The organism is Ensifer sp. Root278 (assembly GCF_001429285.1).
In the GTDB taxonomy this organism is placed as follows: Bacteria; Pseudomonadota; Alphaproteobacteria; order Rhizobiales; family Rhizobiaceae; genus Ensifer.
Genome location: NZ_LMJJ01000001.1, coordinates 301,961 through 315,424, shown reverse-complemented (window position 1 = coordinate 315,424; position 13,464 = coordinate 301,961). Strand labels below are relative to the sequence as shown.

The following is a 13,464-nucleotide window of genomic DNA, read 5'->3' as shown; positions in this document are numbered from 1 at the left end:
AAAGGCCCGGAAAACCGGGCCTTTTCTTTGAAACAGTCAGCTGCGACTATTCGTTGATCAGACGCTTCAGAAGCTCGATCTCGTGGCTGAGTTTGGTATCGCCCGAAATCAGCTCTTCGATCTTGCGCACGGCATGCAGCACCGTCGTGTGGTCACGTCCGCCGAAGCGACGGCCGATCTCCGGGAAGGAGCGCGGCGTCAGCGTCTTCGACAGATACATGGCGATCTGGCGCGGCTTGACGATGACGCGGGTGCGACGGTTGGAGACGAGCTCCTGGCGCGAGACGTTATAATGCTTGGCGACGACGCGCTGGATGTCCTCGATCCTCACGCGGCGTGGTTCGCCGGCATTGACGAGGTGGCCGAGCAGTTCATCGACGCGCTCGATCGAAAGCTGCGGCTCGAAGGAACGACGGAACAGAAGCTGGTTGAACGCGCCTTCCAGCTCGCGGCCGCTCGCCGTCACATTGCGGGCGACATGGCTCAGGATATCGCCGGGAATGTCGAGCGATCCATCGTCCTGGCGGGCGACGTCCAGCCGACGCTTCAGCATTTCGAGGCGCATGTCGTAGTCGGGGCCGTCCATCTCGATGGCGACACCGCCCTGGAGACGCGAGCGAACGCGGCTGTCGAGCGATTCCAGTTCCCACGGAGCGCGGTCGGCGGCGACGACGACCTGCTTGGCGGAGTCGAGCAGCATGTTCAAGAGATGGCAGAACTCGTGCTGGATCGACTTACCCTGCAGGAACTGCATGTCGTCGATGATCAGCAGATCGATGTTGCGCAGCGACTCCTTGAGCGACAGCGCATCGTTGTCGCGAATGGCGGTGGCGAAACGCCACATGAAATATTCGGCCGTCAGATAAACGACACGCGGTGCACGCGCGCTCTGCAGCGCCTGGATGGCGATGGCCTGCAGGAGGTGCGTCTTGCCGAGACCGACGCTCGAATGGATGAAGAGCGGGTTGAACCGCACGGCACCGGCGCCGGCTTCCGCGATCGTCCGGGCAGCGGCAAGCGCCACGCGGTTCGAGGAACCCTCGACGAAGCTTTCGAAATTATAGCGCTGGTCGAGCGGCGAGCCGAAAAGCGGCGCCTGGACAGGCCTCTGTACGCTCGCAATCGCCGCTGCGGCAACGGTTGCGACCGGCTGGGCTGCTGCCGGACGGCGCGCCGGTGCGGTTGGAGCCGCTTCGGTCGCCTGCGGCAACACGTCTTCCTGTGTCGTCGGCCGGGCGCCACGGGTCGCGGTGCGCACCAGGATTTCGACCTTCAGAATCTCGCCGTCTTCCTGCTGGAAGAGCGACGTGATGAGATCGAGATAACGATTGTTGATCCAGGACTTCAGGAACGTGGTCGGCACCGAGAGGCGCACGACGCTCTTGGATACGGAATGGAGCTTCAGACGCCCAAACCAGCTCGCAAAGACATCCGGACCGACCTGAGCCTTGAGACGCGCACTTACTCGCTCGAACAGTGCGTCGTGCCTCATGTCGACTTTTTCCCCCGCCGCCTGAGATAGATTGCTTCCGGCTTGGAATGCGTCTCCTTCTTTCTGAAGTGCGCCCGCCGTCACCAAATTCATCTGCATTTTGCCGCCTTCCAGTTCATGTTCAGATGCCGTCATCACTGCCGGCGTCATCTCGTATGTCCGTCGCCCGCGGCGCCCCGAAAGGCCATGCCGCACTCGCCGAACGTCACAGTCGCAGTCGACGCCGGGCTCCTCATCTCCCGCCTCGCTGCGCGCTACGCGCATCCACCAGCCCACCTGTGGCCGGAGATGTCCCCTCGCGCCTCTTGTCAACAATCCTCCGGTGCGCTTCCGCACCGCCTCGGATCCTCCTCCTCGTCAACAGCTCTTCGCACCCTCGTACGAAGCGATGAGCCGCGCGTTGGACCTTTGTCTGCCGGCAGGCGCCGCTTGCACCCGCCGTCACGAGCCAAGCCCCGCCACACAACCATAGGACGAAAGCTCCTCACCCGGAGTGGAACGAACCATCCGGTTTTTTCACCTTCGACTTGTCTGATTGAACGACGCGGAGCCGCCCTGATACAAAGGACAGAAACATCGAAACCATTTCTTCGAAATGGCGTCTTCTGCTTCCTTTACAGATGTGGTCCGTGTCCCCTGTGGAGGGCATTTAGGCAGGATCGATGGGCAAGATCAATCGCGATTTTTAAGCAACCTTAGGCACTGACCGTTGACTCTCAGCCTGCCTTTTGCTTGCCGCATTCCGAGTCCGTGAAGAATCGCTTTTGAATCAAGGGTTTTGATTTTTCGCCCTTTGCTTAGCTGGCGAAAAAGAAAAAAAATAAAAAATCGCTTGACTCATTACGGGGTCAGGAGAGCCCCGGCCAGAGACATCCTTTTGATAAGGACCTCCCGTATGTCATTGAATTTATTTCATAAATTTTGTCATCGCATTGACACAACGTAATACCGTCGGATTAACCATCGCGATGACAGAAGTATGAATCCGAAAAGCCCGGCGCAAGGGCCGGGCTTTTCGTCAACAGATTTTTCTTAGCCGGATTAGGCCGAAAGCGACTTCACGCGCTGCGCGAGGCGCGAAACCTTGCGCGATGCAGTGTTGGCGTGCAGGACGCCCTTGGTGGCTGCGCGCATCAGCTCGGGCTGAGCTGCCTTGAGCGCTGCGGCTGCAACTGCCTGATCGCCGGTAGCGATCGCTTCTTCGACCTTGCGGATGAAGTTGCGAACGCGCGAACGACGGGCCTTGTTCACTGCGGTGCGGCGTGCGATCTTGCGGGTCGCCTTTTTCGCCGAAGTTGTATTGGCCATTGGTGCCTCTCTTCGAAAACTGACATGAACTCCGCCCTCGCCGTGCCGGGTCACTGCGACCTGTCATCAAAGCAATTCGGGAATATTTCCGGAAAGCCCAAAATGGCGTTCCAAACTGAGGGCGGCGTATAGCGGGAAACAGCCGCCCCGTCAACGCGCATTTTCTAGAATCTGCGCCGTGCTCTGGCTTAGATCACGATGGTCTTGGGTCTGATCGACCCAAAACCATAAACGTGATCGTTTCTAACAGGCTTGAGCGGGATGCGGGCGGAAAACCGTAAACACTATTCCTCATCCCGCTCTAGCGATGTTTGAACTCCGGCTTACGCTTGGCGACGAAGGCGGCCATGCCTTCTTTCTGGTCTTCGGTCGCAAACAGCGAATGGAAGAGACGCCGCTCGAAACGAAGGCCTTCGGCGAGCGTCAGCTCGAGAGAGCGGTTCACCGCCTCCTTCGCCATCATGACCGCCGGCAGCGAGAAGGATGCGATCTTCTCTGCGGCAGCCAGCGCTTCCTCCATCAATTTCTCCGGCGCCACCACACGCGAAACGAGTCCTGCGCGTTCCGCCTCCGCCGCGTCCATCATGCGGCCGGTCAGAACCAGGTCCATCGCCTTCGCCTTGCCGACGGCGCGCGTTATGCGCTGCGAGCCACCCATGCCGGGAATGACGCCGAGGGTGATTTCGGGCTGGCCGAACTTCGCGGTCTCGGAGGCGATGATGAAGTCACACATCATCGCCAGCTCGCAGCCTCCGCCGAGCGCATAGCCAGAGACAGCGGCGATCACCGGCTTGCGGGCCGCAGCCACCTGGTCCCAGCCGCCAATGAAATCGCCAAGATAGCTGTCGACGAAATCGAGCGCCTGCATCTCCTTGATGTCGGCGCCGGCTGCAAATGCCTTCTCCGAGCCGGTGACGACGACGGCGCCGATCTCCTTGTCGGCATCGAAGGCCTTCAGCGCTGCGGCAAGCTCGCGCATGACGGTCGAATTCAGCGCATTCAGCGCCTGCGGACGGTTGAGCGTCACGAGGCCGACGCGGCCGCGCGTTTCGACCAGCAGCGTTTCGTAGGTCATTCCTGTTTCCTCCGGTTCATCTCCGACGCCAGGCCGCGGACAGCCCGACGTTCATTTCTGGCAATGCGGGCAATAGAAGGTCGACCGGCCCGCCTGCACGATACGGGCGACCGTACCGTTGCAGCCCTGCGTGCGGCAAGCCTCTCCTTCGCGGTCGTAGACGGAGAAGGAGTGCTGGAAGTAACCGAGCGAGCCGTCGGCCTGGATGTGGTCCTTCAGCGACGAGCCGCCAGCCGCAATGGCATCGGTAATCACCTCGCGGATCGCGTCCGTCAGGCGCACCAGGCCATCTTTGGGCTTGCCACGCTTGTCGACGAGTTCGCCCGCGGGCTTCACCGGCGACAGGCTCGAGCGCCAGAGCGCCTCGCAGACATAGATATTGCCGAGACCGGCGATGTTCTTCTGATCGAGCAAGGCCGCCTTCAGCGGCTGCGCCTTGCCGGAAAAGCGTACAGCGAGATAGGCGGCATCGAGCGCGTTTCCGGTCGGCTCCTCGCCAAGCGCGCGAAAATAGGCGTGGCTTGACACCGTGTCGCGGCGGGCAAGATCCATGAAACCGAAACGACGCGGGTCGTTGTAGATCACCCGCACCGGGCCTTCGGCGCCGTCGAGATGAAAGATGACGTGATCGTGCTTCTCGTCCTTGCCGCGCGGATGGTGAAACTCGCCCGGCGTCGCTGCAGCCGGCCCTGCCTCGATGCGGAAGGAACCGGACATACCGAGATGGGCGATGATCACGTCGCCGGCTTCCAGATCGATCATCAGGTACTTCGCCCGCCGTGACAGCGAGACAATGCGCTGGCCGGCAACGGTCGAAGAAAAATTCTCCGGAAACGGGAAGCGCAGGTCCGGACGGCGCAATTCCGCATTGACGATCCGCGCGCCCTCCATGGTCGGCGCCAGGCCGCGCTTGACGGTTTCGACCTCGGGCAACTCCGGCATAAATGCACTCCTACGATCTCAGCCACCGGATGCGGTGGTTGGCATTTCCTTGGCGGCCTTCTTATCCTATAGGGAGTGCGCTATGCCGCAGGCGCGGTCCCGTCCACGAGATAGCGCGGATGGGGCCTTTTCGCTATGGTGCCGGAAAAATTGGTTCAGGTGGAGTTCTTCGTATGACGGATCAGCGCGTATCGGCCGATGGCGGCATGGAAACATCCTTCGGTTTCCGCAATGTCGACGCCGGCGAAAAGCAGCCGCTCGTCAACGACGTCTTCCATAAGGTGGCGAAGCGCTACGACATCATGAACGACGTGATGTCGGCCGGCCTACACCGCGCCTGGAAGGACGCGATGATCGCCGCCCTCAACCCGCCGCGCCGCGAAGACTACAAGGTTCTGGACGTTGCCGGCGGCACCGGCGATATCGCCTTCCGCATCATCGAGGCCTCCGACCGCAAGGCGCATGCGACCGTGCTCGACATCAACGGCTCGATGCTCGCCGTCGGCGCCGAACGGGCGGAGAAGAGGAAGCTTTCCGCCAATCTCGAATTCGTCGAGGCCAATGCCGAGGAACTGCCCTTCGAGGCCAATTCCTTCGACGCCTATACGATCGCCTTCGGCATTCGCAACGTGCCGCGCATCGACGTGGCGCTGAAAGAGGCGCACCGGGTGCTGAAGCGCGGCGGTCGCCTGCTGGTACTGGAATTCTCCGAAGTGGAGATGCCGCTGCTCGATCGCTTCTATGATGCCTGGTCGTTCAACGCGATCCCGAAATTCGGCAAGCTGATCACCGGCGACGAGGCGCCCTACCAGTATCTGGTGGAATCGATCCGCAAGTTCCCGAACCAGCGCAACTTCGCGACGATGATCAAGGAGGCCGGCTTCTCACGCGTCTCCTTCACCAATTACACCGGCGGCATCGCAGCGCTGCATTCCGGCTGGAAAATCTGAACCCGATGAGCACGCCTGGAACATATGTCCGCCTTGCGCGGATCGGGTGGGTTCTCGTGCGCGAAGGCGTCGTCTCAGCCGTCCCAACCGAGCATCTGCCGTCGTTTGCCCGTTTCGCCCAGAAGGCGGCAGGACTTCTGGCGCGCCGCAGGGTGCCGGGCGAGGAACGCAGCGACCGCTTGTCACGCGCGGTCGCCCGCCTCGGGCCCTCCTATGTCAAGATCGGTCAGTTCCTGGCGACGCGCCCGGATGTCGTCGGCGCAGAGTTCGCGGCCGACCTGTCGCTCTTGCAGGACAGCATGGCGACCTTCCCGCAGAGCGAGGCGAAGGCCGCAATCGAAGGTTCGCTCGGCCGCAAGGTCGAGGACCTCTACGCCGAGCTCTCCGAACCGATGGCGGCCGCCTCGATCGCGCAGGTGCATCCGGCCATCGTGCTTCGCGACGGCAAGCCCGAAAAGGTCGCCGTCAAGGTCATCCGCCCCGGCGTGCGCCAGCGTTTCGCCTCCGATATCGAGGCGATGTATCTCGTCAGCCATATGCAGGAACGGTTCCTGCCCTATACGCGCCGGCTGAAGCCGGTCGAGGTCACCAAGACTCTGGAGCAGACGACGAAGATCGAAATGGACCTTCGTCTGGAGGCCGCCGCCCTTTCCGAGCTTGGCGAAAACACCAAGGACGATTCCGGCTTCCGCGTGCCGAAAGTCGATTGGGAACGGACCGGGCGCGACGTCGTCACGATGGAATGGATCGACGGCGTCAAGATGTCGGATATCGAGGGGTTGCAGGCCGCCGGACACGACCTCAACGAGCTTGCCGAGACGCTTATTCAGTCCTTCCTGCGCCACACGCTGCGCGACGGCTTCTTCCATGCCGACATGCACCAGGGCAATCTCTTCGTCGACGATGCCGGCCATATCGTCGCCGTCGACATGGGCATCGTCGGCCGTCTCGGCAAGAAAGAGCGCCGGTTCCTGGCGGAAATCCTCTTCGGCTTCATTACCCGTGACTACCAGCGCGTCGCCGACGTGCACTTCGAGGCGGGCTATGTGCCTTCGCATCACGACGCCGCGAGCTTCGCCCAGGCGATCCGCGCGATCGGCGAGCCGATCCACGGCCAGCCGGCCGAAACCATTTCGATGGCGAAGCTCTTGACGCTGCTCTTCGAGGTCACTGAACTCTTCGACATGCAGACGCGCCCCGAGCTCGTCATGCTGCAGAAGACCATGGTGGTCGTCGAAGGTGTGGCCCGCACGCTCAATCCGCGCTTCAACATGTGGAAGGCTTCGGAACCGGTCGTCGGCAAATGGATTCGCGACAATCTCGGACCGAAGCGCATCGTCACGGATCTGCGCGACGGCCTGCACGCGGCGCTCCGGCTCGCCGAGGCCGCCCCCGAGATCGCCGCCCGCACGGAAAAATTCTCCAGCGAGATCATGGCGATGAGCGAGAACGGCCTGCGCTTCGACGCCGAGACGGCGCACGCGATCGGCAAGGCGGAGGCCCGGCATACCCGTTCAGGCCGCGTCGCCCTCTGGCTGATCGCCGCCACGCTCGTCTATATCGCCTGGCAGGTCACCTGATCGCGGCGCGCAGAGCGTTCTGCGCGTTCTGCGGACTTGCCTTTCCACTTGCGCTTGTTATTCTTCCGCCATGGACAATCGCTCGACAATCGCAATGGTGCTTTGCACGCATACCCCAGGGGTGTGCGGGAGACCTGTTGCGCTGATTTAAGCGAAATGTCCCCCACCAACCCTGCCGAGGCGAGCAGGGTCGGGTCCTGTTTCCTCGGCGCAAAGAGAGGAAACAATGACCGAAACACACGCTCCTCCTGAAACCAAGATCCGCGCGGCGCGCATCGTCGACTGGGAGGCGGTCGCCGCCTTGATGAGCCAGCCAGGCATCCGATCTGGAACACTCCGACTGCCCTTTTCCACCCCGGAACAAACGCGCAAGTGGATCGAGACAAGATCGGACGACGACACGGTCATCGTTGCCGAACGCGACGGGCATATAGTCGGCATGGCCGGCCTGCACCGCAGCAAGGGACGTCGTCAGCATTCGGCTGCCCTTGGCATCAGCGTCGATGACAATCACCGTGGCGAAGGCATCGGTAAGGCACTGCTTACGGCTTTGATCGATGCCGCCGACAACTGGCTGGGCATCAGCCGCATCGAGCTCACGGTCTTCACCGACAACGAGTCTGCGATCGCACTCTACCGCAAGGCGGGTTTCGAGATGGAGGGCACACACAGGGCCTATGCGCTCAGGAACGGCGCATTGGCCGACGTCTTCGCGATGGCGCGCATCCGCACTCCTAGCGGATCGCGCGCTGCCTGACGGGCGGCAATGCGCCGATCGGCACCGGTCATGGCCGGGTTCGCAGCCCCCTTGGCAGCAGCCGGCCATGACCATGTTCCATCCGGAACTGCGCGCTTATCCGCGATGTGAGACCTTCTTCTCATGGATGACGAAGCGATCATCCCAACCAATCCAGAGGAGAGACCATCATGCGCAAGATCATCATCGCAGCCGTTGTTGCCGTTACCGCCGCCGTCTCCTTTGCCGCCCCGTCGCAGGCCGGCGGTTTCTCGATCGGCTTCAGCAATGGCCACTACGGTCATGGCTGGGGTGGGCATGTCGGCTATGTCGGCGACTACTACGGCGGCCCCTATTATTACGAAGACGAACCGTACTGCTTCCTCAAGAAGGTCAAGCGCTACGACCACTACGGCAACGTCTACTTCAAGAAAATTCGCATCTGCCGCTGATGCACTCAAGAAGGGCGAGGGGCAAAAGCCCGGTCGGTTTTCCGGTCGGGCTTTTCCGTTCGGCCTGCCTTCGCCATTCGCCGACGGTCAATTCGATTCCGCTTCGAGTAAAACTGTAGTAGCTCCAGTTCCTGGTCATTCTGAATTCCACATCGAGGAGAACCGGTCATGGATCTTGGTATTGCTGGAAAGCGCGCGCTGGTGCTCGGCGGCAGCAAGGGATTGGGCCGCGGCATTGCCGAGGCGCTGGCAAGCGAAGGCGTCATCGTTGCGCTGACCGGTCGCGATGCCGCATCGGCGGCCAAGGTCGCAAGCGACATCGGCCCGTCGGCGCGGGGCTACGCGCTCGACCTCTCGAAACCCGATATGCTCGACCGCCTGCTGGATCGGCTCGAAGCCGATTTCGGCGCGATCGACATTCTGGTGCTGAATGGCGGCGGACCGCCGGCCTCGGCGATCGAGCCCGATTTCTGGCGGGCGCAATTCGAAACCATGGTGCTGGCCGGCATGCGCATCACCGGACGGCTGCTGCCCGGCATGCGGGAACGCCGGTTCGGACGCATCATCGCCGTCGCCTCCACCAGCATCCGCGAGCCGATCGTCGGGCTCACCGCCTCGAATGCGCTCAGAAGCGCTGTTGCAGGCTGGCTGAAGACACTTGCCGGCGAGGTCGCAGCCGAGGGCGTGACCGTCAACCTGCTTCTTCCAGGGCGGCTTGCCACCGACCGCACGCTCAGCTTCGACCGGATGGATGCCGAAAGCGAGGGCGTCGATATCGCCACGGTCGCGGCGCGCAGCCAGCAGGAGATCCCGCTTGGGCGCTACGGCACGCCGGCGGAATTCGGCGCGGCCGCGGCCTTCCTCGCCAGCCGCCAAGCAAGCTACATCACCGGCGTCGCGTTGCCCGTCGACGGCGGTCTCAGCCGCTCGATGCTCTAGGGCCGTTCAGGACAGCGTCCGTCCACGGATGGTGTGATTATCCGTCAGATCACACCTCGCTTCTGGTACCCATCACCTCCGGGCTGATGACCAGGTGGAATGCAATCGGCTCGCCGTGGCCCTGAAGCCTCAGCAATCGACCACGGTCGCGAATGCTATGAGCAGATCCAGGTCGAACGGCAACGCATTCATATTTCCCCTTTTCATCATTCATACATTTAATTTCCAAATGGATGGCCCGCCACCTACGGTCGGCGTCCAGGGCGCCATGCCGGGCGCGGGACAGGTTCGGCAAGACGCGCATCTTGCGCCCTTGAAAAGGTCACGGGCCGGCTCAAGTAAGCACGAGATCGCAAAGAGCGAGAGCGGCACGAAAGCGCGGCCAATTCCGGGCTTCCACGTCTCGCCCTTAACCGGAACCACTGCGATCGGTCGGCCTGTTCGACCGGTCGGCATGATCGGAAAGACCAAATGCGACCAAGACTATTCGGCTCGCTGGTCGGCGCATCGATCGCCGCCTTCAGCCTTTCACCCGCAGCCGTGGGGGCCTCCATGCTCGAAACCCAACTGATTTCTGCTGCCGAGGCCGGTGATACGGACAAGGTCAAATCGCTGCTGCAACAGGGCGCAAGCATCGAGACCCGTGATGCCAGCGGCGCCACGGCCCTTCTCGTCGCCACCCACGAAAACCGCGTCGATGCGGCACGCGCGCTGATCGAGGCCGGCGCCGACGTCAACGCCAAGGACAAGATCCAGGACAGTCCTTACCTCTACGCCGGCGCACGTGGCCATCTCGAAATCATGAAGCTGACGCTGGCCCATGGCGCCGACCTCAAGAGCACGAACCGCTATGGCGGCACGGCGCTCATTCCGGCCGCCGAGCGCGGCCATGTCGAGACCGTCAAGGCGCTGATCGAAGCCGGCGTCGATATCAACCACGTCAATCGCCTCGGCTGGACAGCGCTGCTTGAGGCGATCATCCTTGGCACCGGCGGCGAAAAGCACACCGAGATCGTGCGGCTGCTGATCAAGGCCGGCGCCGACGTCAACCTCGCCGATGGCGAAGGCGTCAGCCCGCTGAGCCACGCGCGCCAGCGCGGCTACGGCAGCATTGAAACGCTGCTGGTCGACGCCGGCGCGCGTTAGAAAGAACTCCCATGAACCAGGAACAGACCTATCTGGCCGAGGCGGTAACGCTTGCCCGCCGCAACATCGAGGATGGCGGACGGCCCTTCGGCGCTGTCGTCGTCAAGGACGGCGAGATCGTCGGCCGCGGCGTCAACGAGATGCTGTCGACCGGGGACCCGACTTCGCATGCGGAACTCAACGCATTGCGTGCCGCCGCCCGGACGCTCCGCTCCCCGCGGCTCGAAGGTGCTGCCGTCTATGCCAGTGGACAGCCCTGCCCGATGTGCCTTGCGGCCATGCGCATGGCCGGGATCACCGAGATCGCCTATGCGAACTCGAACGCCGATGCCGAATCTTTCGGCCTGTCGACAGCGGCGATCTACGCGGAACTGGCAAAACCGCTTGCCGAGCAGGCCATGCGCTTCCGCCATGTACCGGTCGACGATTCCGACACAACACCGCTCTACGTGACCTGGCAGGAGCGGCAGGGGAACGAATAGCCGGCAGGTGAAACAGCCCTGAGGCGGCCACGGCCGGTGGCCGCCTTGCATTTTCGTTCAGACCACGGCCGAGTGGGAAACCGACGCCCTCAGCCGACAGGGACAGATTGCCGCTGGATAGCTGCCCACTTGCCGAGTACACGCGACGGATGTAATCGCAAAGGGAGTCTTCTTCCTTACTCCCGTCGCTCGACATTCCCACGGAAACCGAGCGCTCCCAGCCTGCAGGTGCCCGTGATGAATGCCTATTCCGAAAAAGCGGGTCGCCGTGTTGCGCTGCTTCTCATCGCGGGTTCCGGCGTGGTGACGATCGCGAAGGGCATGAGCCTGACCTTCCTCGCGATCCGCCTGCAGCGTGATTTTGGCCTCAGCCCCGCAGGCATCGGCGCTCTCATCGGCGCCGGCCCGCTGCTCGGCGCAATCGTCAGCCCCTTTGCCGGCACGCTGTCCGATCGCATCGGCCGAAAAGGGGTGCTGACCGCAGCGCTTTTCATGGCCGGGCTGGCGCTGGCGGGGCTCGGACTGGCGCAATCGATCGCCGCCTTCGCGCTGGCGCACATCGTGTCTGCCGTCGCAGCCGCCGTCTACGAACCGGTTGCGCGTGCCTTGATGAGCGATGCAGCGCCTGAGCATCTGCGCCTTAAAGTCTTCTCCTGGCGTTATCTCGCCATCAATGCCGGCTGGGCCATCGGGCCGCTGATCGGCGTCTGGGTCGGTGCTGCCTATTCGACGCTGTTCGTCAGCGCCGGCGTCATGCACGCAGCCTTCGGCCTGGTGCTCTTCTTGAACGTGCCCGAAGCCGGCAACAGGCAGATGATCCAAACCAAAGGGGCAACACAGGCTGCCGGTGGCTGGCGCGGGCTTGTTGCCGCCCTGCGCGACCGAAGGCTGGTATTCTTCGTCATCGGCGGCACGCTGCTCTTGGCCGTTCATGGTCAATGGTCGGTGACCTTGTCGCAGTATCTCAACACCGGCTTTGCGGATGGCGTCACCCTCTTCGCGCTCCTGGTTTCGACCAATGCCGCAACGGTGCTGATCGCCAGCACGCCTGCCCGCTTCGTCATCGAACGGATCGGCGCGCTGCCGGCACTGTCACTCGGCTGCCTCTTGTTTCTGCTTGGCGAAGTCGGTTTTGCGGCCTCGTCCGGAATGGAAATGCTCGTCGCCTCGATGATCCTCTTCACCATCGGCGAGGTGCTCGTCGTGCCCTCGGAATATGTGCTGGTCGATGGTATCTCCGATGCCGGCAATCGCGGCACCTATTTCGGCGCCCATTCGCTCTCGACGGTCGGGAACTTCCTTGGGCCACTGATCGGCGGCCTGGCACTCGGCACCATCGGCGGCGCCGGCATGTTCCTGCTGTTTGCATTTCTTTCGGCGGCAAGCGCGCTTCTGTTTGCGATCGGCCACTCCATGCCGCCGCCGCGCCCTGAGACCGCGCGCGCCGATGCGTCCGACGGTGGCGCCATTAGCGGCGATCTCCTGCGGCTGGGTCAATTCGCCTAGCGCCGTTATCCTCCCGTCGCAGGCGCCGACGAGGCGTTGATCTGCTGTTGCACCCGTTCGAGCGGCCCCGGCGCCAACGCCGCTGGCGGCTGATACGGATTGGAGAAGGCATAGATCAGAAACAGAATGATGCCCGTGTACGCGCCGAAGAGGCAGAGCAGCAGCAGATTGCGCCGCATTGGCGGGAAGGAATAATAGGCGAGCGCGATGAAGATGACGCCGGAGAGTGCCGCGAACCAGAAGATACTGTCGATCGAGTCCGCGACATTGCTTTCCCGCTTGGTCCGGCTTTGCGAGATGTCGTGCAGCCGCTCCAGCATCTGGCTGCGCAGGCTCTCCTGGCGCTTGTCGGCCGGGACCAGGTTCAGCACGTGCTGATAGGCGCGATCCCAGTGCACCCAAGCCTGTGGTGAAAGACGTCCCTTGTCCGCCAGTGACTGCCATTCACCATCGATCACCTCGGCCGCATAGGCGGAGATCGCCTGCTGGATCGGCGCCTTGACGGCTTCACCGTAACGTTCGGCGTCGTAGAAGATGTCAGCGGTCGCCCCGGCTTCGGTAGCCATCTCGTATTTGAGCTGCTGGTACTCGACCATCTCCTGCGCAAAGACCAGCGCGAGGATCAAGCCATGCAGCGCCGAAATGCGAAAGATGACCAAACTGGCAAGTTCCTTTTCGTGCCCTTCCGCCTCGCCGCCCATGATCAGCCGCATTGCAAAGTAGGACGCGAGCGTCAGGGCGACCGTGCCGAAGACGAATAAGGCACCGAGCAACATCTCGACGATCATTTTCCCCTCCGCCGGCCGCCGATAACATCGGCAATTCTGAGCGTCGAGGCCTGGAAACACAACGCCTC

The 13,464-nt window shown here is 62.5% G+C and carries 13 protein-coding genes; 8 read left to right on the top strand and 5 right to left on the bottom strand.

Annotated features, from left to right (window positions below):
* Window positions 1-46: 46 nt before the first annotated feature.
* The 4 genes from dnaA to mutM form a co-directional block, all read right to left on the bottom strand.
* Entirely contained in the window at window positions 47-1,492 is a 1,446-nt protein-coding gene (dnaA, locus tag ASE60_RS01575; RefSeq protein ID WP_057248246.1) for a chromosomal replication initiator protein DnaA, read from the bottom strand.
* A gap of 1,041 nt (window positions 1,493-2,533) precedes the next feature.
* On the bottom strand, window positions 2,534-2,800 hold the full coding sequence (gene rpsT / locus ASE60_RS01570; protein ID WP_034797494.1) for a 30S ribosomal protein S20: 267 nt from the start codon (window positions 2,798-2,800) through the stop codon (window positions 2,534-2,536).
* Window positions 2,801-3,101: 301 nt separating this feature from the next.
* Window positions 3,102-3,875 (bottom strand): enoyl-CoA hydratase, encoded by a 774-nt coding sequence (locus ASE60_RS01565; RefSeq protein ID WP_057247976.1) that lies wholly within the window; start codon window positions 3,873-3,875, stop codon window positions 3,102-3,104.
* Between the two features lie 51 nt (window positions 3,876-3,926).
* On the bottom strand, window positions 3,927-4,817 hold the full coding sequence (mutM, locus tag ASE60_RS01560; RefSeq protein WP_057247975.1) for a bifunctional DNA-formamidopyrimidine glycosylase/DNA-(apurinic or apyrimidinic site) lyase: 891 nt from the start codon (window positions 4,815-4,817) through the stop codon (window positions 3,927-3,929).
* A gap of 173 nt (window positions 4,818-4,990) precedes the next feature.
* Between mutM and ubiE the strand changes: the two genes are divergently transcribed.
* The 8 genes from ubiE (at window position 4,991) to ASE60_RS01520 (ending at window position 12,608) form a co-directional block, all read left to right on the top strand.
* Window positions 4,991-5,767, top strand: coding sequence for a bifunctional demethylmenaquinone methyltransferase/2-methoxy-6-polyprenyl-1,4-benzoquinol methylase UbiE (gene ubiE, locus ASE60_RS01555; RefSeq protein ID WP_057247974.1), 777 nt, complete (start codon window positions 4,991-4,993; stop codon window positions 5,765-5,767).
* A gap of 5 nt (window positions 5,768-5,772) precedes the next feature.
* On the top strand, window positions 5,773-7,347 hold the full coding sequence (gene ubiB, locus ASE60_RS01550) for a 2-polyprenylphenol 6-hydroxylase (RefSeq protein WP_057247973.1): 1,575 nt from the start codon (window positions 5,773-5,775) through the stop codon (window positions 7,345-7,347).
* 226 nt (window positions 7,348-7,573) lie between these two features.
* A complete protein-coding gene (locus ASE60_RS01545; RefSeq protein ID WP_057247972.1) occupies window positions 7,574-8,104 on the top strand; it encodes a GNAT family N-acetyltransferase in 531 nt (176 codons plus the stop codon).
* 170 nt (window positions 8,105-8,274) lie between these two features.
* Complete coding sequence (locus tag ASE60_RS01540; RefSeq protein WP_057247971.1) at window positions 8,275-8,535, top strand: hypothetical protein; 261 nt, start codon at window positions 8,275-8,277, stop codon at window positions 8,533-8,535.
* A gap of 168 nt (window positions 8,536-8,703) precedes the next feature.
* Window positions 8,704-9,474 (top strand): SDR family oxidoreductase, encoded by a 771-nt coding sequence (locus ASE60_RS01535; RefSeq protein WP_057247970.1) that lies wholly within the window; start codon window positions 8,704-8,706, stop codon window positions 9,472-9,474.
* Between the two features lie 552 nt (window positions 9,475-10,026).
* Complete coding sequence (locus ASE60_RS01530) at window positions 10,027-10,620, top strand: ankyrin repeat domain-containing protein (protein ID WP_057248245.1); 594 nt, start codon at window positions 10,027-10,029, stop codon at window positions 10,618-10,620.
* 11 nt (window positions 10,621-10,631) lie between these two features.
* Window positions 10,632-11,102, top strand: coding sequence for a nucleoside deaminase (locus tag ASE60_RS01525; RefSeq protein WP_057247969.1), 471 nt, complete (start codon window positions 10,632-10,634; stop codon window positions 11,100-11,102).
* 237 nt (window positions 11,103-11,339) lie between these two features.
* Window positions 11,340-12,608, top strand: a complete 1,269-nt coding sequence (locus ASE60_RS01520) for an MFS transporter (protein WP_210334375.1) — start codon at window positions 11,340-11,342, stop codon at window positions 12,606-12,608.
* 5 nt (window positions 12,609-12,613) lie between these two features.
* On the opposite strand, the gene ASE60_RS01515 is transcribed toward ASE60_RS01520, so the two are convergent.
* Window positions 12,614-13,396: a DUF4239 domain-containing protein gene (locus ASE60_RS01515; RefSeq protein ID WP_057247967.1), complete on the bottom strand. Its 783-nt coding sequence runs from the start codon at window positions 13,394-13,396 to the stop codon at window positions 12,614-12,616.
* Between the last annotated feature and the right edge of the window lie 68 nt (window positions 13,397-13,464).

Bases quoted from the DNA above. Each gene is read 5' to 3' on its own strand.
- mutM (WP_057247975.1), bottom strand. From the start codon at position 4,817: ATGCCGGAGTTGCCCGAGGTCGAAACCGTCAAGCGCGGCCTGGCGCCG.
- ASE60_RS01540 (WP_057247971.1), top strand. From the start codon at position 8,275: ATGCGCAAGATCATCATCGCAGCCGTTGTTGCCGTTACCGCCGCCGTC.
- ASE60_RS01525 (WP_057247969.1), top strand. From the start codon at position 10,632: ATGAACCAGGAACAGACCTATCTGGCCGAGGCGGTAACGCTTGCCCGC.
- ASE60_RS01530 (WP_057248245.1), top strand. From the start codon at position 10,027: ATGCTCGAAACCCAACTGATTTCTGCTGCCGAGGCCGGTGATACGGAC.
- ASE60_RS01515 (WP_057247967.1), bottom strand. From the start codon at position 13,396: ATGATCGTCGAGATGTTGCTCGGTGCCTTATTCGTCTTCGGCACGGTC.
- ASE60_RS01565 (WP_057247976.1), bottom strand. From the start codon at position 3,875: ATGACCTACGAAACGCTGCTGGTCGAAACGCGCGGCCGCGTCGGCCTC.
- dnaA (WP_057248246.1), bottom strand. From the start codon at position 1,492: ATGAGGCACGACGCACTGTTCGAGCGAGTAAGTGCGCGTCTCAAGGCT.
- ASE60_RS01520 (WP_210334375.1), top strand. From the start codon at position 11,340: ATGAATGCCTATTCCGAAAAAGCGGGTCGCCGTGTTGCGCTGCTTCTC.
- ASE60_RS01535 (WP_057247970.1), top strand. From the start codon at position 8,704: ATGGATCTTGGTATTGCTGGAAAGCGCGCGCTGGTGCTCGGCGGCAGC.
- ASE60_RS01545 (WP_057247972.1), top strand. From the start codon at position 7,574: ATGACCGAAACACACGCTCCTCCTGAAACCAAGATCCGCGCGGCGCGC.
- ubiB (WP_057247973.1), top strand. From the start codon at position 5,773: ATGAGCACGCCTGGAACATATGTCCGCCTTGCGCGGATCGGGTGGGTT.
- ubiE (WP_057247974.1), top strand. From the start codon at position 4,991: ATGACGGATCAGCGCGTATCGGCCGATGGCGGCATGGAAACATCCTTC.
- rpsT (WP_034797494.1), bottom strand. From the start codon at position 2,800: ATGGCCAATACAACTTCGGCGAAAAAGGCGACCCGCAAGATCGCACGC.